The sequence below is a fragment of the Virgibacillus dakarensis genome (assembly GCF_900155625.1).
Lineage (GTDB): Bacteria > Bacillota > Bacilli > Bacillales > Amphibacillaceae > Lentibacillus_C > Lentibacillus_C populi.
The window spans coordinates 1,635,470-1,658,089 of record NZ_LT732554.1; the positions used below are offsets into that span (position 1 = coordinate 1,635,470).

General features: G+C 39.4%; 20 protein-coding genes and 1 pseudogene. 17 read left to right on the forward strand and 4 right to left on the reverse strand.

Features of this window, described 5'->3' with window-relative positions:
* Nucleotides 1-185 precede the first annotated feature (185 nt).
* The 5 genes from CZ382_RS17570 (at nucleotide 186) to celB (ending at nucleotide 4,309) form a co-directional block, all read left to right on the forward strand.
* Nucleotides 186-1,616 (forward strand): 6-phospho-beta-glucosidase, encoded by a 1,431-nt coding sequence (locus CZ382_RS17570; protein ID WP_088052484.1) that lies wholly within the window; start codon nucleotides 186-188, stop codon nucleotides 1,614-1,616.
* Between the two features lie 30 nt (nucleotides 1,617-1,646).
* A complete protein-coding gene (locus tag CZ382_RS17575) occupies nucleotides 1,647-1,970 on the forward strand; it encodes a PTS cellobiose transporter subunit IIB (protein WP_088052485.1) in 324 nt (107 codons plus the stop codon).
* A gap of 119 nt (nucleotides 1,971-2,089) precedes the next feature.
* Entirely contained in the window at nucleotides 2,090-2,413 is a 324-nt protein-coding gene (locus tag CZ382_RS17580) for a PTS cellobiose transporter subunit IIA (protein ID WP_088052486.1), read from the forward strand.
* A 15-nt stretch (nucleotides 2,414-2,428) separates the two neighbouring features.
* On the forward strand, nucleotides 2,429-2,932 hold the full coding sequence (locus CZ382_RS17585; RefSeq protein ID WP_088052487.1) for a hypothetical protein: 504 nt from the start codon (nucleotides 2,429-2,431) through the stop codon (nucleotides 2,930-2,932).
* Between the two features lie 21 nt (nucleotides 2,933-2,953).
* Nucleotides 2,954-4,309: a PTS cellobiose transporter subunit IIC gene (gene celB, locus CZ382_RS17590; RefSeq protein ID WP_088052488.1), complete on the forward strand. Its 1,356-nt coding sequence runs from the start codon at nucleotides 2,954-2,956 to the stop codon at nucleotides 4,307-4,309.
* A 110-nt stretch (nucleotides 4,310-4,419) separates the two neighbouring features.
* On the opposite strand, the gene CZ382_RS17595 is transcribed toward celB, so the two are convergent.
* A complete protein-coding gene (locus CZ382_RS17595; protein WP_088052489.1) occupies nucleotides 4,420-5,802 on the reverse strand; it encodes a 6-phospho-beta-glucosidase in 1,383 nt (460 codons plus the stop codon).
* Between the two features lie 140 nt (nucleotides 5,803-5,942).
* On the opposite strand from CZ382_RS17595, the gene CZ382_RS17600 reads away from it, so the two are divergent.
* The 11 genes and pseudogenes from CZ382_RS17600 to CZ382_RS17655 all read left to right on the forward strand — a co-directional run bounded on the left by CZ382_RS17600 (nucleotide 5,943) and on the right by CZ382_RS17655 (nucleotide 14,101).
* Nucleotides 5,943-6,839, forward strand: coding sequence for a MurR/RpiR family transcriptional regulator (locus CZ382_RS17600; RefSeq protein ID WP_235000470.1), 897 nt, complete (start codon nucleotides 5,943-5,945; stop codon nucleotides 6,837-6,839).
* Between the two features lie 365 nt (nucleotides 6,840-7,204).
* Nucleotides 7,205-7,999 carry a molybdate ABC transporter substrate-binding protein gene (gene modA, locus CZ382_RS17605; protein ID WP_088052490.1) on the forward strand — a complete coding sequence of 265 codons (795 nt, stop codon included), beginning with the start codon at nucleotides 7,205-7,207 and terminating at the stop codon, nucleotides 7,997-7,999.
* The gene (modB, locus tag CZ382_RS17610) at nucleotides 7,980-8,654 is read left to right on the forward strand and encodes a molybdate ABC transporter permease subunit (protein ID WP_088052491.1); all 675 of its coding nucleotides are present in this window, start codon (nucleotides 7,980-7,982) and stop codon (nucleotides 8,652-8,654) included. The genes modA and modB overlap by 20 nt, the downstream gene beginning before the upstream one ends.
* Nucleotides 8,655-8,880: 226 nt before the next feature.
* Complete coding sequence (locus CZ382_RS17615; protein WP_088052492.1) at nucleotides 8,881-9,273, forward strand: YwqH-like family protein; 393 nt, start codon at nucleotides 8,881-8,883, stop codon at nucleotides 9,271-9,273.
* A 19-nt stretch (nucleotides 9,274-9,292) separates the two neighbouring features.
* The gene (locus CZ382_RS17620) at nucleotides 9,293-9,574 is read left to right on the forward strand and encodes a YwqI/YxiC family protein (protein WP_088052493.1); all 282 of its coding nucleotides are present in this window, start codon (nucleotides 9,293-9,295) and stop codon (nucleotides 9,572-9,574) included.
* A gap of 68 nt (nucleotides 9,575-9,642) precedes the next feature.
* Nucleotides 9,643-9,813 carry a T7SS effector LXG polymorphic toxin gene (locus CZ382_RS17625; protein WP_159457829.1) on the forward strand — a complete coding sequence of 57 codons (171 nt, stop codon included), beginning with the start codon at nucleotides 9,643-9,645 and terminating at the stop codon, nucleotides 9,811-9,813.
* A gap of 694 nt (nucleotides 9,814-10,507) precedes the next feature.
* Nucleotides 10,508-12,103: pseudogene (locus CZ382_RS17635) on the forward strand (T7SS effector LXG polymorphic toxin); the annotation flags it as partial.
* An 84-nt stretch (nucleotides 12,104-12,187) separates the two neighbouring features.
* The gene (locus CZ382_RS17640; protein ID WP_088052497.1) at nucleotides 12,188-12,568 is read left to right on the forward strand and encodes a hypothetical protein; all 381 of its coding nucleotides are present in this window, start codon (nucleotides 12,188-12,190) and stop codon (nucleotides 12,566-12,568) included.
* Nucleotides 12,569-12,628: 60 nt separating this feature from the next.
* Complete coding sequence (locus CZ382_RS17645) at nucleotides 12,629-13,183, forward strand: hypothetical protein (RefSeq protein ID WP_088052498.1); 555 nt, start codon at nucleotides 12,629-12,631, stop codon at nucleotides 13,181-13,183.
* Between the two features lie 200 nt (nucleotides 13,184-13,383).
* Nucleotides 13,384-13,785 (forward strand): nucleotidyltransferase substrate binding protein, encoded by a 402-nt coding sequence (locus tag CZ382_RS17650; RefSeq protein WP_088052499.1) that lies wholly within the window; start codon nucleotides 13,384-13,386, stop codon nucleotides 13,783-13,785.
* 1 nt (nucleotide 13,786) lies between these two features.
* Entirely contained in the window at nucleotides 13,787-14,101 is a 315-nt protein-coding gene (locus CZ382_RS17655; RefSeq protein WP_230856088.1) for a nucleotidyltransferase family protein, read from the forward strand.
* Nucleotides 14,102-14,182: 81 nt separating this feature from the next.
* Here the strand turns inward: CZ382_RS17655 and CZ382_RS17660 are convergent, their stop codons facing one another.
* From CZ382_RS17660 to CZ382_RS17670, 3 genes are all read right to left on the reverse strand, one after another.
* The gene (locus CZ382_RS17660; RefSeq protein WP_088050032.1) at nucleotides 14,183-15,577 is read right to left on the reverse strand and encodes an IS4 family transposase; all 1,395 of its coding nucleotides are present in this window, start codon (nucleotides 15,575-15,577) and stop codon (nucleotides 14,183-14,185) included.
* Between the two features lie 182 nt (nucleotides 15,578-15,759).
* Nucleotides 15,760-16,458: a hypothetical protein gene (locus CZ382_RS23510; protein WP_140392750.1), complete on the reverse strand. Its 699-nt coding sequence runs from the start codon at nucleotides 16,456-16,458 to the stop codon at nucleotides 15,760-15,762.
* Nucleotides 16,459-16,542: 84 nt separating this feature from the next.
* Nucleotides 16,543-20,751 carry a GH92 family glycosyl hydrolase gene (locus CZ382_RS17670; RefSeq protein WP_088052500.1) on the reverse strand — a complete coding sequence of 1,403 codons (4,209 nt, stop codon included), beginning with the start codon at nucleotides 20,749-20,751 and terminating at the stop codon, nucleotides 16,543-16,545.
* Between the two features lie 863 nt (nucleotides 20,752-21,614).
* On the opposite strand from CZ382_RS17670, the gene CZ382_RS17675 reads away from it, so the two are divergent.
* The gene (locus CZ382_RS17675; protein ID WP_088052501.1) at nucleotides 21,615-22,532 is read left to right on the forward strand and encodes an endonuclease I family protein; all 918 of its coding nucleotides are present in this window, start codon (nucleotides 21,615-21,617) and stop codon (nucleotides 22,530-22,532) included.
* Nucleotides 22,533-22,620 lie beyond the last annotated feature (88 nt).

The window sequence follows — 22,620 nt, forward strand, 5'->3', positions numbered from 1 at the left end:
TTATGTTAAAATTCCAACTCGGTGTGAGGAATTGCCTTTGCTAACGGAAAATAAGTCTCTGTATTTGAATGCGTTTACATTTTACAATGAAGACAAGATGGTTATGGGAGGAGATGGAAGTCCCGTTATATCATCTATAAAATTCGACGTAAAGAACATGGCTTATCAGAAGGAGTGGATTTCAGATGTCAAAACTACCTGATAGTTTCTTATGGGGTGGCGCTGTCGCCGCACATCAATTAGAAGGTGCCTGGAAAGAAGGCGGAAAAGGGGTAAGCGTTGCTGACGTTATGACTGGAGGCGCACATGGAGTACCCCGTGAAATTACCGATGGCGTTATTGAAGGTAAAAATTATCCAAACCACGAAGCGATCGACTTTTATCATCGATACAAAGAGGATATTGCACTGTTTGCCGAGATGGGTTTTACATGTTTTCGAACATCTATTGCCTGGTCACGTATTTTTCCAAATGGCGATGAAACGGAGCCGAATGAGGAAGGGTTAAAGTTTTACGATGATTTATTTGATGAGTGCCTAAAATATGGGATTGAACCAGTTGTAACATTGTCTCACTTTGAAATGCCATATCATCTGGTTACGGAATATGGTGGTTTCAGGAACCGTAAGTTAATTGATTTCTTCGTTCATTTTGCACGTGTATGTTTTGAGCGTTATCAAGATAAAGTTAACTATTGGATGACATTTAATGAAATTAATAACCAAGCCAATTTCCATGAAGATTTTGCACCATTTACAAACTCTGGTGTGAAATATAAAGATGGCGAAGACCGTGAACGCATTATGTATCAAGCTGCACATTACGAGCTTGTTGCAAGTGCAAAAGCAGTAAAGATTGGTAAAGAAATAAATTCGGATTTCCAAATTGGATGTATGATTGCCATGTGTCCGATTTACCCATCGACTTCTCATCCAAAAGATATGTTAATGGCGCAAAAAGCAATGCAAAAACGCTATTACTTTACAGATGTTCACGTCCACGGAGAATACCCTGGACATATGACGAAGTATTTTGAACGTAAAAAATTTCATTTAGATATAACGAAAGACGATTTAGAAATCTTAAAGGAAGGCACGGTAGATTATATCGGCTTTAGTTATTACATGTCATTTGCAATCAGTCATCAACAATCGAGTGAAGAATATGATTATAATGAGTCGCGAGATATAGTTAAAAATGAATATATTAAAGCATCTGATTGGGGATGGCCAATTGATCCTGAAGGCCTCCGTTATGCCTTAAACTGGTTTACCGATATGTATCGTTTGCCACTCTTTATTGTAGAAAATGGTTTTGGTGCAATTGATGAATTCAGTGAAGACGGCAAGATACACGATGATTATCGAATTGATTACCTCCGGGCACATATAGAACAAATGATGAAGGCGATGAATGAAGACGGTGTTGATTTAATGGGATATACGCCATGGGGATGTATTGATCTAGTATCAGCAGGAACTGGTGAAATGAAGAAAAGGTACGGATTTATCTACGTTGATAAAGATAATGAAGGTAACGGTACTTTAGATCGATATCGCAAAGATTCTTTTTACTGGTATAAAGAAGTAATCGCTTCAAATGGTGAGAAATTATAGGAATATTATATTTTAATGGAGGATTGCAGGATGAAAAACGTTTTAATTATTTGTGCAGGTGGTATGTCATCTTCTTTAATGGCAAAGAAGACAACAGAATTCTTGAAAAGTAAAGGGAACGAAATTGCAGTAGAGGCGACCTCTGCTACTGAAGGCGGTAAGATGATTGAAAAGGGCAACTTTGATTTATATTTAGTTAGCCCTCAAACAAAAATGTATTATAAACAACTTAAAGAAGCAGGAGATCGCGCGGGGAAACCAGTTGTAAACATTCCGCCACAGGCTTACGTTCCTATTCCTATGGGCATTGAAAAATTAGGGAACGTAATCTTGCAGGAACTGCCGGATCAATGATTTGTTTTGCATGATGTTCCAGTAAAAAACGAGGCGGATAACATTTAGGTGTCTTCATGTATTCGCCTTAAAATAGGATAGCGGTTGCTGTACTTTAGATAGAAGAAAGGAAGAAATCGATGGAACAAGAACAAATTCAAAGTGTTGCCTTTGAAATTATTTTGCATAGCGGCTCTTCTAGAACAATGATACACGAAGCATTTGAAATGATGCGGAATAATGAATTTGAAAATGCTCGAAACAAGTTAAAAGAAGCAAATAATGAAGTTTTATTGGCACATCAATCCCAAACAGCATTATTACAACAATATTCTTCAGGAGAAACAATCAATACGGATATTATCATGGTGCATGCACAAGATCACTTAATGACGACGATGACATTGAGAGAAGTTGCACTAGAAATGTTACATCTGTATGAAAAACTCGAAAAAGAAAAATAAATGAGGGATTTGTATATGAAAAGCGATGAAAGGGCACGAATCGAACAAAACAGGAAAGAATTTAGTATTAAATCGATGTACTTTAATCGGTTTTTACTTGTAAGATATGTTTCTGCATTATTCTTTTTCACCAATTTATACTGGTTCATTTCAATGTTAATGAGCGATTCATCACTATTTGTTATCCCGTTGATATTAATGATCGTATTATTATTTAGTATTGCAGAGCAAGTGAAGATGTATGGCAAGCATACCAATAATGCCAAATACACAAAGTATTGTTTTATGATTTTGCTTTCTACAAATGTAATTTTAATTGTAACTACATGTTTTTCTTCATCCTTCACTCAATTATATCCGTTTCTTTTAAATCAAGATAAGTCTAAAATATTGGTTCTAACTATTTTGATTGTTGGGATATTACTAAGTGTATTCATTCTCTATCGTTTAATTCAGATTAAACATAATAAGGATAAGCATTATCAACGCATTAAGAAATATGAAGAGGTTATTAATTAACAATAGAAAAGAGGGATTTCTATGGCTTCAGAAAACAAAGTATTCGGTCTCTTGGAAAAGTATCTAATGGGTCCCATGGGTAAAGTCGCATCCTGGCGTTTTGTACGTGCCATCATGGCTGCAGGGATGGCTACCATTCCATTTGTAATCGTAGGTTCGATGTTTCTGGTGTTAAACGTATTACCACAAACGTTTACATTTTTGGAAGGATTTTTCGATAATACATTTTTTAGAATCAGTGATTTGTACATGTTGGCAAATAAAGCAACGATGGGGTTATTAGCACTATACTTTGGCCTTGTTGTTGGGTATGAGTATACAAAAATATATGCTGAAGAAGAAGAGTTAAATCTAAACCCATTGAATGGTGCTTTACTATCCATGTTTGCCTTTTTTATGACTATTCCGCAATTAGTTTTTAAAGATGGCAGAATGTCTTTAGTAGAACAAATGGATGATGACACTACCATTATTCATGGATGGGAAGTTGTTGCAGATGGTTTAAGTCGTTTAGGTGCTACAGGAATATTTACGGCTATCATTATGGGTATTGTGGCTGTGCAATTATACAGGCTGTGTGTGAAACGAAATTGGATTATAAAAATGCCGGAAGCAGTGCCAGATGGTGTATCTAGAGCATTCACCGCATTAATTCCAGCATTTTTAGTTGCTATTGTCGTTTTATTAATAAACGGTATTTTAATTGCATTAGGTACGGATATATTTAAATTAGTAGTCATTCCTTTTGGATTTGTTGTTCATTTAACAGATAGCTGGTTAGGTCTTATGGTTATATTCTTTATCATCCATGCACTTTGGATTGTGGGTATCCATGGAGCAAATATTGTTAGTGGATTCCTGTTGCCAATCGTTCTTGCAAATTTGCAATCCAACATTGATGGCGCAAATATTCCATACGCAGGCGAATTCCAAAATGCATTTGTAGTTATGGGTGGTTCTGGGGCAACATTAGGTTTATGTATATTTATTGCATTTTTAGCTAGATCGAAACAATTAAAGGTTTTGGGCAAAGCGGCTCTTGCCCCCGGTATTTTTAATATTAACGAACCATTAATATTTGGATTGCCGATTGTCTATAATCCATTCTTGGCTATACCGTTCTTTTTAGCACCAATGGTTTCAGCATCAATCGCTTATTGGGCAATTAGCCTGCATATTGTTCAGCCAATTATTGCAATGATGCCTTGGCCTACTCCAATAGGTGCAGGCGCTTTTATTGGTACGGGTGGCGACTTTATGGCGATCATTGTTGCATTGATTTGTGGTATTGCAGCATTTCTGGTTTGGCTTCCGTTCATTAAAATGTATGATAAAAAGTTAGTTGAGCAAGAGGAAGGTGGGGAAGCAGTAATTTGATTAAAATCATTAGATAATTTTGCTGAATTACGCTCAACAATTTAAAATGAACACAAAAAAACAAGAAGCGCCCTAAATTTTTAGGACGCTTCTTTTGTGGCATAACATTTTTAGTCCAAATCTTTGGCTACTTCATCTTTCACAATACATCCAGCCGCTTCCAGTTCTGCAATTTTCTCAGCAAACTGAGGCAGATATTTTTTATGGGCAATCAATAGTTCATCTAATACACGTTTTGCCGTTTCACCATTTGGAATCAGCGGGTTCATCGTGAAGGCTTGTAATGCTAAACCGTAATTGCCGGTTACTGCCGCTTCTTCCACACATAACTCCATACTTTTCATTAATTGCAGCCAGCCTCTTTCAGCCGGTTGAAAAGAACCGAAAGCAATTGGTCTTGCTCCTGCAGCCCCGACATAGGCGGAAACCTCGACAACATCATCTGGTGCCAAATCAGGAACAGCACCATTGTTTTTAGTTGAAACAACAATTTGCGTATTTTTATTTGCATAGATGGAAGCAATGGTTTCACAAGCAGCATCGGAGTAATGGGCGCCGCCGCGTTTTGATAATTGTTCGGGTTTATAATCTAAATTAGGATCTTTGTACAACTCGAACAATTCCGCTTCCGTTTGTTTTACTTGCTGTGCTCTTGTACCAACATCTGGATCATTATATTCTTTGAGCATGTGCGCTAGCATTTCTTCAGAGCGGTAATAATAACGATGGTAGCCGCACGGAATCATATTCATCTGTTTCAGTTGTTCGATAAAAAATGGTGTATCATGAATATTTGCCGGAATTCCCGAATCATTGCTATACGTTTTATCAATAATTTCAGACGTAACATCATTTCCCTGTAAATCTTTCACCCGATGCCAATGAAAATGATTTATACCAGCAAAGGCATAAACGAGTTCATCGAGCGTTTTTCCGATTAATTCCGGTTCAGCCATCATCGCACCGACAGGAACATTGCACAAACCAATCACCTTTTCCCATTTACCATAGCGAATGATGGCATCGGTAACCATTCCGGCTGGGTTTGTGAAGTTGATTAACCAGGCATTCGGGCATAATTCTTTTATATCTTCCACAATGCTTAAAACAACTGGAATCGTCCGGAACGCTTTAAAGATTCCACCAGCCCCATTGGTTTCCTGTCCGACCATACCATAGGATAATGGAATTCGTTCGTCTTTTACCCTGGCATTTAATAAACCAACCCTAAATTGCGTTGTTACAAAGTCAGCATCCTTTAATGCCTCCCGGCGGTCCAACGATAAATGAACGTTTACATCATAAGGAGACGAATCCCACATTCGTTGGGCCATCTTACCAACCGTTTCCAGTTTTTCCTTGCCATCTTCAATATCAACAAGCCAAATTTCCTTTATTGGAAGTTCATCATATCTTTTAATAAATCCTTCCATCAATTCTGGCGTATAGCTGCTTCCTCCGCCAATCGTTACAATTTTTACACCTTTTGACATACATCATTCCTCCTCTTCTTCTATTGTAAAACACCAAAAACAATAAACAAGGCAATGAGGGAATTCTCAATTCTCATTTACAATTCATTTACAAAAATCTATTATTTTTGTAAATGCTGTTTACAGAGGATATACTATGGATGGTGATGCGTATGTTGTTGACGGAAAAAATGAAGGAAAATAGCTTTTCTCCAGCTGAAAAAGCGATTATTGATTATATGTTTGACGAGCGGGAGAATATCCATGATAAAACAGCAAAACAAATAGCGGAAGAAACGTACACACATCCCTCGACACTAATAAGAGTTGCCAAAAAACTCAGGCTTAATGGATGGATTGAACTAAAAAATATATTTATGGAAGAAATTGACTACCTGAATAGTCATTTTAAAGATATTGATGCCAATTATCCATTTAACGAACGGGACAGCGCTTTGACGATTGCAAACAAGATGGCGTTATTGAATCAGATGACCATTAGCGACACATTATCGTTAATCAACCATGATGAATTACAAAAGGCAACCGATCTACTGAATCAGGCAGAAGAAATCAAAATATTTTCGTTGAGCAACAACCTGCTTCTCTGTCATGATTTTAAATCACAGATGATTCGAATTGGCAAAAAGGTCAATCTTTGCACGGTAGATCGGGAACATGAAGCGGCCAGTTGCAATTCAAATACATGTTCAATTGTGATCTCCTATACAGGAGAAACGCCAACTATTACTGGTTTATTACCGATGTTAAAGAAACGAAAAACACCGATTATTGCGTTGACAAGTATTGGAGACAATACATTAACGAAATACGCAGACTGTATTTTTCGAATTACGACGCGTGAAAAATTGTATTCGAAAATAGGCAGCTTCAGTTCGAATGATTCTATCTCCTTCCTTTTGGATGTTCTCTATGGATGTGTATTTTCCAAGGATTATAAAAAGAATCTGTCCTATAAAATTAATATTTCCAAATATTACGACCACCGAAAAAGTTCCAATAAGGTTATGGAAGAAAGCAATCACGATCATGTTTGAAAATTGGGTGTTTCTAAGATTCCACTCCTATTGCTTTTTCGTTTACACTCGTCATAGAAGGAGCCCCCTTGGTATGTTTTTTGGCTTTTGTCACCTATTAAATTACCAAAAGTTGGGCTCCTTTTCATGTTTTTTACCTTCACCTTTTGGGTGATATTACTTTGTCTTCAAAACAGCTGATACAACTGGATTGTTAATGGTTGCAGCATTAAGCTATGAATAATTCGGGTGAAATAAACGCCGTAAAACGTAATAGAGCAGGTAACTATAATTTTGGCTGTGTGATAAAAGTCATTGAAAGATATATTTAGATATAATAGGATATATTTAGTTATAATTAATTATTGTAAAAGGATGGGCAGGATATGCAAAAACCGATTAAAATCGTTTTGATATTCGTTTTTTTATTAATGTTTATTACGGCATGTTCTAATGATAAGGAAACTGACCAATCATCTGACAGCAAGGAAAAGGTGGAGTTAACTATTTCTGCAGCAGCCAGTTTGAAGGATGCGATGGCCGAGATTCAGGATACATATAGGCAAGAACATCCGGAGGTGACGTTGAGATTTAACTTTGCTGGTTCTGGTTCCCTTATGCAGCAAATTTCTAAGGGAGCTCCGGTTGATCTATTTTTCTCAGCCGCAGAAGATAAATTTGATCGATTAGTGGAGGAAGGTAAGATAGAGAAGGAAGACGGTGTGGATCTTCTTGGTAATTCGCTTGTCCTGGTTGTTCCGGATGAGGAGGAATCGGTTAGCAGCTTTGACGATTTGACCAATACGAATATCAACAAAATGGCAATTGGTACTCCGGAATCTGTACCAGCGGGGAAATATGCGAAAGAGTCCCTAAAGAAGTTGGGGATATGGAAGGATGTCGAGTCTAAAATGGTTTATGCAAAAGATGTCCGACAAGTATTATCCTATGTCGAAACCGGTAATGTCGCCGCTGGAATGGTCTATAAAACCGATGCAGTGCTTTCAGATAAGGTGAAAATTACTGCAACTGCAGAACCGGAGACCCATACCCCGATCATTTACCCGGTTGGCATTGTAAAGAATACGGAACATTATGATGCAGCCAAGGATTTTTATCAATATTTACAACGTGATCAAGCGTTAAAGGTGTTTGAGAAATATGGATTCAATATTGAATGAGGTATCCATGAGCGAGTTTTTAAGTCCAATTTGGTTATCGTTAAAAGTTGCCGCTGTAGCCGGAATTGCGGTTATTTTAGTTGGAACTATTGTAGGGCGATTATTGGCGCGGAAAGGCTTCAGGGGAAAGGCCATCCTGGAAACGCTCCTGATGCTACCGATGGTTCTCCCGCCAACCGTTGTCGGATTCTTCCTGATTGTTATCTTTGGCAGGAATAGTCCAGCAGGGAAGGCTATTGAATGGATCTTCCAGCAGCCCGTCATATTCACCTGGGTGGCCGCGGCTATTGCTTCTGTCGTTGTTGCCTTCCCGCTCATGTACCAGTCCGCGAAATCAGGATTTCAGGGCGTCGACCAAGATATTGAGGAAGCGGCCAGGGTAGATGGGGCAAAGGAATGGAAGATTTTTTTCCTGATTTCCATTCCATTGGCTTCCAGAGCACTTATTTCGGGAAGTATTTTAAGTGTGGCTCGGGCGTTAGGCGAATTCGGGGCAACGCTAATGTTCGCCGGAAATATCCCTGGTGAAACGCAAACGATCCCAACTGCCATTTATATCGCAATTGATACGGGTAATATGCAAATGGCCTGGCTGTGGGTGATCTCGATTGTGATTATTTCGTTTGTGATGCTGCTGTCCGTGCAGCGGAAGTAGAAAGCATGCCAGGCACCTAAGCAATTCAGAATTGTTTGGGTGCCTGGCACGCTTAATGGTTTTTTTTGCCAATTTTTGAATCTGTATGCTGTTTTTCTATGGGGTAAAATGGCACAAAATACCCTGCAAATTGAACCTGTCATCACGTATGATTAAATTACTAGAAAAATACCTAAATTTAAAACCTAAATTGAGAAGAATGGATTAGTGGGGTGGGGTGGTAAACATGAGCGCAGTGGGTGCACAGCTTGCGGCTATTCAGAGTCTTATAAGTGCATACCGTTTACGGTTAAGTGAGAAGCAGGAAGAGTTAAAACGTTTACAAAGGGCGTTGTCCGAGTTGGGAATGAACAAAAGTGATTTTATTGAATCGAAAGGGATCTGCCTGAAACCTGAGTTTACAGCTAAAACCTTTCATGGTGAAAATGCCGAGGATTTGGATGGGTTTAGAGCAGATGGTTTGCAGGCAAGCTTTGTCGCTGTCCCAAATGAACAAATTAGTGCCGCAGAGGGGAAAATTAGTGATCAGATTGCAATAGTGGAAAAAGAAATAGCAAGCCTCGAAAGCACAATTTCGTCACTTGAAGCACAGTTAGCGGCATTATCAGCAGCATTGTAACTGGAGGTGAAAATCAATTATGAGTAATGAAATTAAGCTTCAGCCTGATAAAATAGATAAGGGCATCGCTGATTTACGTTCATCCGTAGAGGAGCTGAAGACTACTTTTGCAAAAGAAATCGAAGGACAGAATAAACTTGATATGGTCACTGCATTCAATGAAATTAAAAAGGATTATGATCAGCTGCTTAGTCAGTTTAAAGCATTGTTTCTAAATAATGTTCAAGCAGCTGATGAAGCTGTTAAAGATTTTCTGGAGAAAGAAAAAGAGGCGGCAGAAGCAATCGAAATGACGGATTAATCTCATACGTTATATGCGTAGGCTATAGAAACTACACTTAAGGGAACGTTGATTTGGAGGTGCTTGCATTGAAAGTTTTAGAGGTTAGCAGCTTGGAAACCGGGATTGACAATGCTGTACGTGATATTGATACCTTTTACGATCAAATTAGTGCTATGCAGCGTGCAGTACGGGATTTTTACGGCCTGGAAGATGCATTGAAAGGAAAAGGCGGGGATGCGATTCGCTCCTTTTTTTAATGAGGTGCACCAGCCTTTTCTAAAAAGGTAAGAAACCAACATGGCTCCGCATTCGCGCAGCCACCATCTATGATGAAAAAGAATTTCTAGCCTGGATAGGAGGTATATCACATTCATTTATTGCCAATACAGTTTAATAACAATACAACAAGGCCGAAAATACTCTGGTGGATCCTGAAAGGGGATACCCTGTATAAGAAACGGGTTGTGACAGTATAGAAGTACCATCTATTGTGACTAGAACACGTATACAAAAGTTTTTCAATAATACTACTGTCATTTGTATTGTTATATTGGTAATGTGGTCATCCTCCATTAACTATAATATAAAGGAGACCCTAACCAAAATTGCTAAATTTGTTCAAAGAAAGGACATAGTATTTTATCTTTAGATCACAAATAAAGCCCGTAGATAATTTAACCCCTTCAAAAAATTGAATGATGAAGGGTCTAGCTTTGTATTGGCTTTTCTCGATAAGTGTTTTCATACAAAAGTATAAAAATCCTGGCTCTATTCTGATCATGCCAGGGTTGGCCACGTCCGGCTCCAGCGCCCAGCGGCTAGTATGCTTCCTTCACCTTCGTACGATAAGTCAACATCGGTTCGCTTCCAGCTCACCGTGTTTCCTTTATCTCCTACGGCTCAGTCCAGCATATACGCCGCTAACAGGGCGCTTCCGCCTTTGTTCTATATCTTTATCAATCTGTGGTCGATTACCAAAATGTGCTGACAGATATGAAAGATTCTGTTAAAACGTTTGAGTCGCATTCGAGTGGTTTCGTCAGCCAGCAATTTTTGGAACAAGACGTGGAAGACGGATTTTATAAGGTAAAAAAGAAGACGATTTCACTAACGGATGATGCGAATAGTATTATTGAGAGTGTGCAAGATCTGGTTGCGGTTAAAAACATCGATGATTCGGAGGTTCTCAACAATGTCCAGGATGGGAAGAAAAAAGCGGAGCGGATTGTGGAGGAGCTAACGATTCTTGATGACTATGGAACGTCACAGCTTGAACAGACTAAAGAAGATTTGCAGACGATGAAAACGTATTTATCGGATATTGAGTCTAGGTTTAAAAGTGGCGATTTATCGGTTGCTAATTTTGATCTGGAAGCTGTGAAGGGTATTGATTCGTATAGATCGATGATGGACAGCATTTATGGTGAGGGATACATAGATAGTATGGAGTTTAAACCACTTTTTGAAAAAATGCTTAAGGGTGAAACATTAACACCTGCTGAGAAGGGCAAACTTTATGATTATTTTCAACATGTGTATTTGGACACGAAAACAAAAGACGAAATTAAGGCGATTGCTGATTCGGTTAGTGAAGATGGCATTGATAAGTTAAAGGAAAGACTGAATGAAAAAGTGGTTATCTCAAAAGATGCGTTAGAAGATGAAATGGCAATTGTTCAAGCCTATTTATATTTAGGGGATAAAATTCCAAGTGAAACACACCTAGACAATGAAACAAGGGCTAAATTAGGAGCGTATTTAGTTCTTCTTAAAAATTACCATTCCGCTATGGAAGGTGACACTGTTATAACAGTCGATAAACTTAAATATGAAAAAAATCATGAAGATGTTCCGGGGCATTATATATTCTCGGCTCTACAAACAGCGGACTATAATGTGGATAAAGACATTATGGATAAGGAAAGGTTCCGGGAATGGATTTTTGATCCAGATAATTTTACTGTGGATAATTTTAGTTTATCAGAAATAACGTATTATACTGGAACAAATGCAGCCGCCAATCATATAAGTCAACAAATGTACGATTTGGAAGATAAACTAGCGAATTATACACCAAATTTTGTAGCAAAAAAAGTTTATGACAAGGTTATTTCTCAGGCAGCAAATGCACTTAAAATTGGAGAGGTCGTAAACATTGCAAAAACAGCAGCCGAATATCAATCGGGAAAAGATAAACTGGAACGAGAGATAAAGGTTGGTGACGCGCAAAAAGCAGCAATTAAGTTAGATTTGGAATACACTATTTCAAAGAATCGTTCCATCCCAAGTTCCGGTGAACAGTTAGATATTCAACTCTATCCAAAGGATAAAACATTTGAGATTCTTGACCGGTGGCAAGAAGTTCATAGAATTAATCCTGAAATTCCGTATCCAGAAGACCCTATTCAATCACAAGATTGGTATGAAACATCAGAAATATTACGTGAAGTTGAACTGGAATACGGAATGGATTTGACAGATTATATTGTAGATGGAACGTTGAGTGAGGACGAAACTGTCAATGATATCACAAATGGAACTAAGTGATATTATGTTATCATTTAGTACGATTAATTTTGAAAGTGCTTGGTTAACACTTACCTCCAAGGTGGGGTTAAAGGAGAGGCTAACATGAAAAAGAGTTGTTTACTTATTTTTTTTATCATCCTGCTCGCAGGGTGCAGTGAAGACGTGACTAAAGATTACTTAATCGGCGGTCACTGGGTTGGAACTGCAGGATATGAAGATGAGGAAATCGGAGGAGAGCCATATTGTTCTCCTTTCGACAAAGGAATGGAATTCAAAGATGAGGACACTGTTTATATCGACGCCTATGAAAGGGATTTTGAATACAAGCTTGAAGAAAGCGATAATGGACTGGTAATTGAATTTTACGATCCGGATAAGTCTTTACTAAGTTATTATCTTACAAAGATTAGTGAAGATGAAATGGGTTTTATAGGAGTTGGTGATTTTCAAGATGGTGAGTCATGTTATCTGGAAAGAAAATAAAGATGGCATAGGTTAATGAAGTAGTTGAGATTATCTCATTTATTTAAAAAGGGATTCAACATGAAAATTTTATCTATGATTATAGGAATAACACTGGTGGTGTCCCTATCTGGTTGTTCCAATAGCGATGAAGTAGCTAATGAATTGATTGAATATCATAATGACAGCTTTCTAACATTTAAGGCAATGAAAGAAGGAGAATTCATGTCTAAAGTGGGCGAATACATTAAGATTGTAAAAAAAGGTGATGATCAAGTAAGTGCTGATTTTTTAGAGGAAGAAATGTTACCAAAATTAAATGAAGTACTTGATTATCTTAAAGGTGTTGAACCGGATCACAAAGAAGTACGAGAGTTAAATGAATTGCTAATAGAGGCTAAAGAGGCGGGATATAAAGCAATTAAGGAAGGGACTGAGTTGGCCGGTATAAAAGAAGGTGAAACCAATGAAAAGATGTTACAAATTGATAAATATGAAAATGAGCTTCAAGAAATGTATGATTCATTTCTTGAACGAAGGGATGAACTAATGGAGAAATATGATATTCATTGGGTCGAGGAAAATGGAGAAGATGGAAAACGTATAAAAAAGATGGAGCGGGATGCTGAACATTAAACGATGGTAAAGGGGATTAGCTTTGGAAAGTTTATATTCGAGAAACCCATGCTTGTTTCTTGAATCTCTAATTTAAATATTGGACGGACTGCATCAAAAATTATCAGAGTTTCGTATCCTGGCCTTTTGCATTTTAATATGCATGGATTATAATAAACATAAGAAACCCATCGATTTAATTTTATCCTGGAGGTGTCAAGATGGATCAATCTAAAGAGATACGATGGAAACAGAGGTTTGAAAACTTTTCACGGTCGTATAAATTGCTTGATAAGTACGCAGAAAAGCCTATTGAAACAGAGCTGGAGCGTGCTGGAATTATTCAGTTTTTTGAAATGACATTTGAATTATCCTGGAAAGTTTTAAAAGATTACCTGGAAATGCAAGGCTATAAGGTGAGTAGTCCAAGGGAGGCAATTAAACAAGCATTTCAGATTGATTTAATTGAAAATGGCCATGTCTGGATGGAGGCTTTGACTAAACGAAATTTAACAACGCATACATATGATGAAGAAATGGCAAAGGAATTTGTTGAGGAGATTACAGTTGTGTTTTTACCGGAATTCAAGTTATTGTATGAGCGACTGCTAAAGGAGGAGTAAAATGATGAATGGCTTGCTGAAAAGTGACAATGAATTTATTTTAAAGGCATTACGTCATTTTGATGAAATTGATCGGGCGGTTATTTTTGGAAGTAGAGCTATGGGGAATTTTAAAAAAGGCTCAGATGTTGATATTGCTGTACAAGGAGAAAAAGTCACCAGAAAGACGGTAGCCGATCTGGATTTCCTCTTGAATGAAGAATATCCGCTTCCATATTTTTTTGATGTTGTTCATTACGAAAATATTAAAAATGATAAATTAGTTGAACACATTGATAGAGTTGGAGTTGAAATGTATCGTAAGGGGGTTAGTTAATTTATTAATTAATAACTCAAGTATCGGACATGATAAATAAACCTCAACCTATGGTATAAATAGAACAGAGGTGATTTTATATCATGCTGCACCTGGATTAAGTAACGGGTTACGTAAGAATCCAGGTAATTTGTTAAAAAAGCGATCCAGAAATTCATTAATTTGTTCATCCGTTAGAAGACATTCTTCCGCAAGCATGGATCCTAATACTTCCAGTATGGTCATTAATGCTTCGGCAAAGCGAAGATCATCAAGCTCATCACAGCACATATAGAACAGCTGTCCAAGAGTTTTGGGATCTTCTTCCTCACGGGCGCTCAATGACAACATCATGTAACGCAGAAAGACAATCGTTGTATGTGCAGTCATGGAATCGTAGCTTTGACATTGAAACTCCTTGGCCAGTCGCAAATGAGATTTGACCACCTTGAAAAAGCACTCAATTTCCCAGCGCTTTCCATAAATTCGGATGGCATCTTCTTCCGTATGGGCGAGGTTGGTTGTTAAAAGTGCAAGCCACTTTTTGGAACGGTTTCGATCACGTACGAAAACAATCCGCGCCTGAATTTCATTGCCATTTTCGTCATCGTGACCAAGTCCAACTACGATGCTTGCAAGAATTTTGGCGCGACCACGCTTTTTGCGAACCTTTTTGTAAAGTTGGTTCAATGTGTAAGACTCTCCTTCATATGTATAGTGAATCTTTGGAGAACGTTTAATCATACAAACAACATGGAGAGGGTAGTTTTTCACGATTTTCGATATGATTGCCGGATAAGCAAACCAGCTATCAAAAAGAACGGTTTTCGCGCCAAGCTTTTTTGGATGAATGGAGTCCAAAAGATTGAACATTGTTTCGGTGCTCTTTTGTGTTGCCTCTTGGCGTCTATGATAACCGACTGTTCGCTTGTCTATTTTCGAGTCCATCTCTCGATAACGAGAGGCAACATTTTTGGAGCTTAAAAGCGAAAAAGCAAGTGGCATAAACGTAGCTCCATCAGACCAACCGAGTGTAAGCATACGGAAGCCTTTGAAATATCTCCCGGTTGTGTGATCTTTAACACGTGCAAGCAATTCAACGACCTTACTCCGATTGCGACTAAATAGAGAATCATCAAAGATCAGCACACGATCCCGGTCCTTGGACGTTAATGGGAGAATGTACTTTATAACGAGGTATGATCCAACACATGCAAGAAACTTACGCCAGTTATACGTAGGGTTTTTCAAAAGGTCGTATACAGTATCCTTTTGAAAATGCTTTGGAATTCGTTCGGATTCGAGTGCCCGGGAAAAGCCCATGCCATGAAGAACGAGTGCAAAAATGAATTGAACAATAATACGAGCAGAAACTCCCTTTTCCTTATGAATATTGGACTGATGCAGGAAAGTTCCAATTTTTGCTTGGGTGAAAAAACGCAGCATACGTGAATTTGATTTTTCATTTTCATTAGAATTTGGTAAAATAGTAGACAAGGAAAACATCCTTTCTTTGGTTGGTGTCGTTACCTATATTTTACCAAAGAATAGGGTGTTTTTTGTATTTTTTTGATTTGTTTTTGATAGTAAACCCTGATTTGATATGGGTTTGAACGGATTTTTTTACTCCGAAACTTGAGTTAATAACCGAAACAGGCTTCAAGTATCCGATTCCCCAGTCAGAAAATCACCAGCTCTTCCTCGAAAATTGGCTGCACGACTTTCGCTTTCCTAACGTATTCATTCACTACATCATTGCCATTGCAGAGCCAAGTACCATTATAAAAGTTAAGGGTGACAAGTAGGCCATTGCCAAAGTTGTCATGCACGGCGAGCACAAACGCGCGATAAAACGTTGCGAACGCGCAGTCCCGGGCCATGAACGCGCAATAAGGCGTGGTAAACGCGCAATCCCGGGCTATGAACGCGCGATAAAGCGTGGTGAACGCGCAACCCCAGGCCGAGAACGCGCGATAAAGTGAGCTGAACGCGCAATCCTGGACCGAGAACGCGCGATAAGGTGTGACGAACGAGCAATCCCGTGCGGAGAACGCGCGATAAAGCGTGGCGAACGTGCAACCCCAGGCCGAGAACGCGCGATAAGGCGAGCTGAACGCGCAATCCCGGGCCATGACCGCGCGATAAAGCGTGGCGAACGTGCAACCCCAGGCCGAGAACGCGCGATAAGGCGAGCTGAACGCGCAAACCCGGGCCATGACCGCGCAATAAAGCGTGGTGAACGCGCAATCCCGGGCCAAGAACGCGCGATAAAGTGAGCTGAACGCGCAACCCTGGACCAAAATCGCGCAATAAAGCGTAACGAACGCGCAAACCCGAGCCATAGCCGCGCAATAAAGCGAGACGAACGCGCACTTCATTAACAAAAAATCCACAGAAACAGGAGAGCAGTATCCGTGCTCTCCTGTCATCAGATGTAATGAATCTATCATTCAACGATTTAGCTACTGCCAAAGTTTTACCATATAATCTCCATTATCCTTAAGTATGTTATAGGCTTCCTTGGTTAGCAGCCCGGATTCTTGCTGTTGCTTTAGCAATAGGTTGAAACTTTTCATGTGTTTTACTACTTTTTTTGCTTTCCCTTGTTTTTCAAACTGTTCTACTGCGGTCAGGTGCATTTCCAAGGCACGAACGGCAGCTTTCTCCAGGTCGCCTTCATCATGTAAACGTTGAACCAGGCTTTGGATACCTGCAGCCATTCCGACTGGCGGTTCCTTAAAACCAAGAAATTCTACTTCTGATAACGTCGTTGATTGGCTACCACCATTATCGGTGATTTCTAACTGGTAGAACGAGTAGGCCTCCGGATCATCGATTTCAAATGCCCGGGTGTAGTTTCGCCAATCGAATGATTCGTTTTTCCGTTCATCCAGTACCTTCCAGTTTTCGCCGTCATTGGAACCTTTTAATACCCAGCTTTTCGGGTCAGATCCCTGTGAATCCGGTTTCTCTGATTCAGAACTAGTACCGGAAGTTAATGTATACATCTGCACTTTTTTCTTCTCTTTAAACTGATATTGGATCGAAGGTTTCATGTTATCGAAATTAACTTGTGTTTCAGATGTATTATCAAATAAGCGTTCCGTTTTTTCTTTTTCGCTATCTGTTGCAGTACCTGCTGCTTGATCGGTAAAATCATGCAATGATCCGGAAATAGATAATCCATCTGTTGCTGCTGGTGTAATAGATTCCGGTAAATCGGTTAGTTTACTGCCCCATTCAGACGGCTCCGGTCCCATTTCAAAGTCTAATGTTGCTCCGTCGGCTAAGACCTCGTGTGTAATATAATTTTTCGTATAGTCCTTGCCATTCACTTTTAGGCTTTGAACATATTTATTTTCTTTACTATTTTTTGGGGCATTAATAACAATGTCTTTGCCATTTTCCAAATGAATCGTTGCTTTTTTAAACAGCGGCGCGCCTATTGCGTATTCCGAACTTCCCATTTTGAGCGGGTAGAAACCAAGTGCGCTGAAAAGATACCAGGCGGACATTTCCCCGTTATCTTCATCACCTGCGTACCCTTGGCCAATCTCACTTCCGATGTACAATCTGTCTAACACCTCGCGCACCTTTTCCTGCGTTTTCCAAGGCTTGCCAACATAATTGTACATATACAAGATGTGATGGGCTGGCTGGTTACTATGTCCATACATTCCCATTCTGACGTCTCTTGCCTCGCGCATTTCATGGATGAGTCCGCCATAGCTTCCTGGATAGGCGGCCGTTTCCGGTGTGTTAAATAATTCATCCAGCTTTCCTTCTAGACCTTTCTTTCCTCCATAGAGATTGGCTAGTCCCTGTCCATCTTGAGGAGCATGGAAAGCCATATTCCACGCATTTGTTTCGGTATAATCATGACCCCATTCAGCTGGATTAAACGTTTCCGGTGTCGAACGCCATTCTCCGGACGGCTTTCTTCCATTGAAAAATCCAATGTTAGGATTGAACATCTTATCGTAATTTTGGGCCCGGCTTAGAAAGTAGTTATAATCGTCTTTGTAATAGGCTTGATAGGGATTATTTTCATTATCCTGTTTATCAAGTGATTTTGCTAATTGGGCGATACCAAAATCGTTGATATAGCCATCAAGTGCCCATGACATTCCTTCACCAGTTGATGTGTTTGTATAGCCATCAAAAATGGAGGTTTTCATCCCCTTTCTGCCAACATTACCATTTGGCGGTACAACGGATGCATCTTTTATAGCCGACTGATAAAAACTTTCTACATCAAAATTGGTAACACCTTTCTGGTAGGCATCCGCAAAGGCAATATTTGCGCTTGTTCCCACCATTAAATTTGCGTATCCTGGTGATGACCATCTTGAAATCCAGCCGCCATCTTTATATTGTTGGACAAAGCCGTCGATCATTTCACCTGTTTTTGTAGGAGTTAACAGGGAATATGCCGGCCACGTCGTTCGATAGGTATCCCAAAATCCATTGTTGACGTAAATTTTTCCATCCTCAATTTGTGCACAAGTTTCGGTTGCTGTACTTGTTGTGCATGGGTTAAGCGAAAGTTGGTTAGCATGCTTGAAATCTGGTTTTTCTACCGTCCCTACATTTTCAAATCCGGAATTCGGATACAGAAATAACCGATACATGTTTGAGTACAGGGTTGTAAGTTGTTCTTCTGTTGCCCCTTCAACTTCGATTTTTCCGAGTAAGTCATTCCATTTCTGTTCTGATTTTTTCTTTATGGTTTCAAACGTATCCTCAGCACTGATTTCCTGTTCTAAATTTTTCTTCGCTTGCTCAACACTAATGAGTGAAGTGGCAATTCGCATTGTTACCTCTTTATCCTCTGTTGTATCAAATTTATAGTAGGCGGTTACATTATCTCTGCCTTCACCGGTTAGTTTACCGCCATCGACAACGGATTTATCAAATGTTGCATAGACAAACATACGTGTCGCTCCTGTAGATAAACCACTTTTCTGATCCGTATATCCCGATATGGTTCCATTTTCCGCGTCCAGCGTAATGCCACCATCATTACTAACATTATCAAATATAATATTGGAGGTGTCATCTTTGAACGTAAATCTTAGCATGGCTGCATGGTCAGTAGGTGTCATTTCTGCTTGAATTCCATTTTCAAACGTAACGCCATAATAATGTGCCTGCGCTATCTCATTATCATGTTTAAAAGGCAATGCGCGGGCTTCGCGATTCGCATCGGGTTCCCCCTCTGCATCCGACGGCATGACTTGAAATGTCTGTCGGTCTCCCATCCATGGGCTTGTTTCATGACTTAACGCAAGCGCTTGGAGCATTGGCAGGTTATCGTCATTATTACTTTCATGATAAGCGTAAATCCAGTTCGATCCTGCATTGGTCACTGGTGTCCAGAAATTAAAGCCATGGGGTACAGCAACGGCGGGAAAATTATTTCCCCTGGAAAAAGTTCCATTGGATTGTGTACCTCTAAGCGTATTCACATAATCGGAAGGATTGTCATATGTTTTGTTGACAGGTTTTCCGTCAATTTGAATATCATCAATGTGTCCTCTAAATGTTGCCGGTCCTTTCGGGTTATCATAGGCAACAAGAATCCGTTTAATTGTTTTCCCTTTCGCAACAGCACCAATGTCAGCTTTTTTGAAATTCCATTGATTAGCATACAGTGTTTTCGAATCCCCTTGACTCTGTGGGTTCAGTTTTATACCATGCTGATCCATTACATCCAGATCATGCAGATAGGTCCCATCAGAAAATGCTAAATCAATGGATGCATAGGTGCTAGCATATTTTGTATGATCTTTGTCGGTAAAGGCAGGAAAAATATAATAAGATAACGCTGTATCGTCCGTCACCTTAATGTCAACATCAAGAATCTTATTGTAGGAATATGCTCTATCATCCGACAGGTGCGAACCCTCGTACGTGATTGTATTTTTACCTGTCCAGCCAACATTTGCTTTTGCGGTATAGGTACTTGCTGGCCCGTTGGATAGCAATGATTTCATATCTGATGGTGGTGGTGCTGGTACATCAATACCGTTTGAAATGGCCAGTTCTGATAGTTGAATAATGGAATCACCGCTATTTTTGGTAATGTTTAACCGATAAAAGCGGTACTTCTCCGTATTTTCAAACTCATATACCTCCCGCTGATAACGGTCACTGAATTTTTCATCCGTTCTCGTATCAAGGGTTGTCCAATTTTTCCCGTCGTTGGATCCGGCAAATTCCCAATCACTTGGATCTCGGCCAGGGAAATCATTCGCCGATGTTAATGCATATTTCACGACAGCGTCTGGCTGGTCCAGTTCAAATTGAATCGTAGCAGTGTCGTCAAACGTCAACCATTTTGTCGTCTCGTCTCGATCAATTAACTTGTCCTTCACTTCACTTGGCGGATTTTCATCGGATACTTCAATGTTTACAACCTTATCCGTAATGTCTCCTTGAATGCCGTCAAACGGGATGTTTCCATCAATTCCGGAAGTCATTTTATTTCCATCCGCATTTGTTTCCACTGTATTTTCCCAGTCAAGTTGCGGGTCATCCGGCTCAAATGAAGTAAAATAATCTGTCGAAGCGGCTGAGGCTGGTTGAGCAGGTGTGATAGGCACAATCCCTATTAGTAAGACAAAACAAACTAGAACATAAACTAGCTTCTTGACTTGTCCACTTTTCATCAACTTTTATCCTCCTTCATCAGTTTGATTTTCCAGACTAATACTGAACATACGGCAGCATTACGTTTGTTTATCCTCCTCTCCATACCTAGTTTTTAACTTTTGCTATCCGCAGCCGTAATGATGCCTATATTCGTTGTTTGCAGTTCTTAGAGGTAATAATTAAAACTTTTGCAAAATGCCATGAATTGGATTTATGGCATATGTGCAGCCAATAGTAAATAATAAAATCGCATACACATCACCTCCTGTTAAATGATAGCGATTTCATTGTAAATCAAAAATTTATCGCGGTATATCGAGAATCGGTCGGATTCGAGGAAGCTTCACTTCGTTCTATTTGGGAAATAACATACAGGACAGTGTTCCTTAAAACGGCATCATCAGAATCCGTATAGGTAATTATATTTAGGTAAAATGATACATATATACCTATTATTTCCTTTATTATATATCAACTATTTGCAATTTTTTAAATTGAATTCTGCACTTTTTAATGATTATCTGTACTTTTTACAGATTGCGATATTTGAGAGGCAAGTTTTGCTAGACGTTTGACCTGTCGATAAAGGCCTTAACAGATTATCTGGAATTTGAAGGATTTCTTATTTTTGATCTGGAAGATGACATTAAACGGGTGCATCAAGTTGATTTAATTGGGAATGACGATAACTTGCTGAGGCTTTGTAAAACGGTATTTAACCATGCAACTATAGGACAAAGAGAGGACAAATGGATTTATCGCTGAAATTTTGAGGTATAGTTCAAGAATTGTGCAATATTTCCAGCCACCTACAATACGTGGTATGCTACATATAACAAATCTCCATTTCATAATCCATTTCTAAGGGAGGAATAAGGTAATGGTTTTAACCCCCAGACAAAAGGAAATTCTTCTTCCGGTATCAACCAATCACGAGCGTCTTAAATCAATACTCTCTAAGCATAGCGGGATGAAGGAAAAGATGCGGCAAGATGAAAAATCCTATTATGATGAGGAGAAAGATGCCCGGACAGTGGAGCAATACTATCGTTGTATTGATTTTGACGGTGATGGTGGTGAAGTAATTCCAGCACTTGAGAGGCTTCTTAAGGAGACGCATACCAATCAGGTGCCATATGAACCAACCGAATATGTTTACCCGTGGGTTGACCTGCGTTCCAATGGAGATCTAAAGAGCATTTACTCGGGAAAGAACCGACAGGCAGAAGATGTGATTAAAGCAGATTATCAAGCATCATTAAAAAGAAAAGAGAAAATCGACAAGCTTGATACGGATCAAGAAGTGGGATTGGATCAACTTGCAATGGTTCCGGACGAATTTCTATATAATTGTGAGCATGTGGTCCCACAATCGTGGTTCAACGAGCGGAAGCCGATGCGTGGCGATATTCACCACTTGTTTACTTGTGATCCTGATTGCAACTCGCTTCGAAGCAATTATCCTTATCATGATTTTGCAGACTATAACCCGCATACTATCGGAGACCAACGAGTAGAAGATGCATGCGGCAAGGCGGAGGAGAGCCTATTTGAACCGGAATATGGGAAAGGGACTGTGGCAAGAGCCATGTTGTATTTTCTAATAAGGTATCCGGATGAAATTGAGCAGTCCCATAAAGAGACGATCGATACGGAATTGTTGCTGGAATGGCATCAACAGTTTCCGCCGGATCTTTATGAAAAGCACCGCAATCAAGCTATCCATGAAATTCAGGGGAACCGCAACCCATTTATTGATTATCCCGACAAGATGATTCAGCTCTTTAGAAAACCTTAATGGTAAAAATGCGAACAGAAATGAGAGTGAGGAATGCACGTAAATAATTGATGAAAACTAGAGAGGGAAGCCTAATAGGGTTGAATTC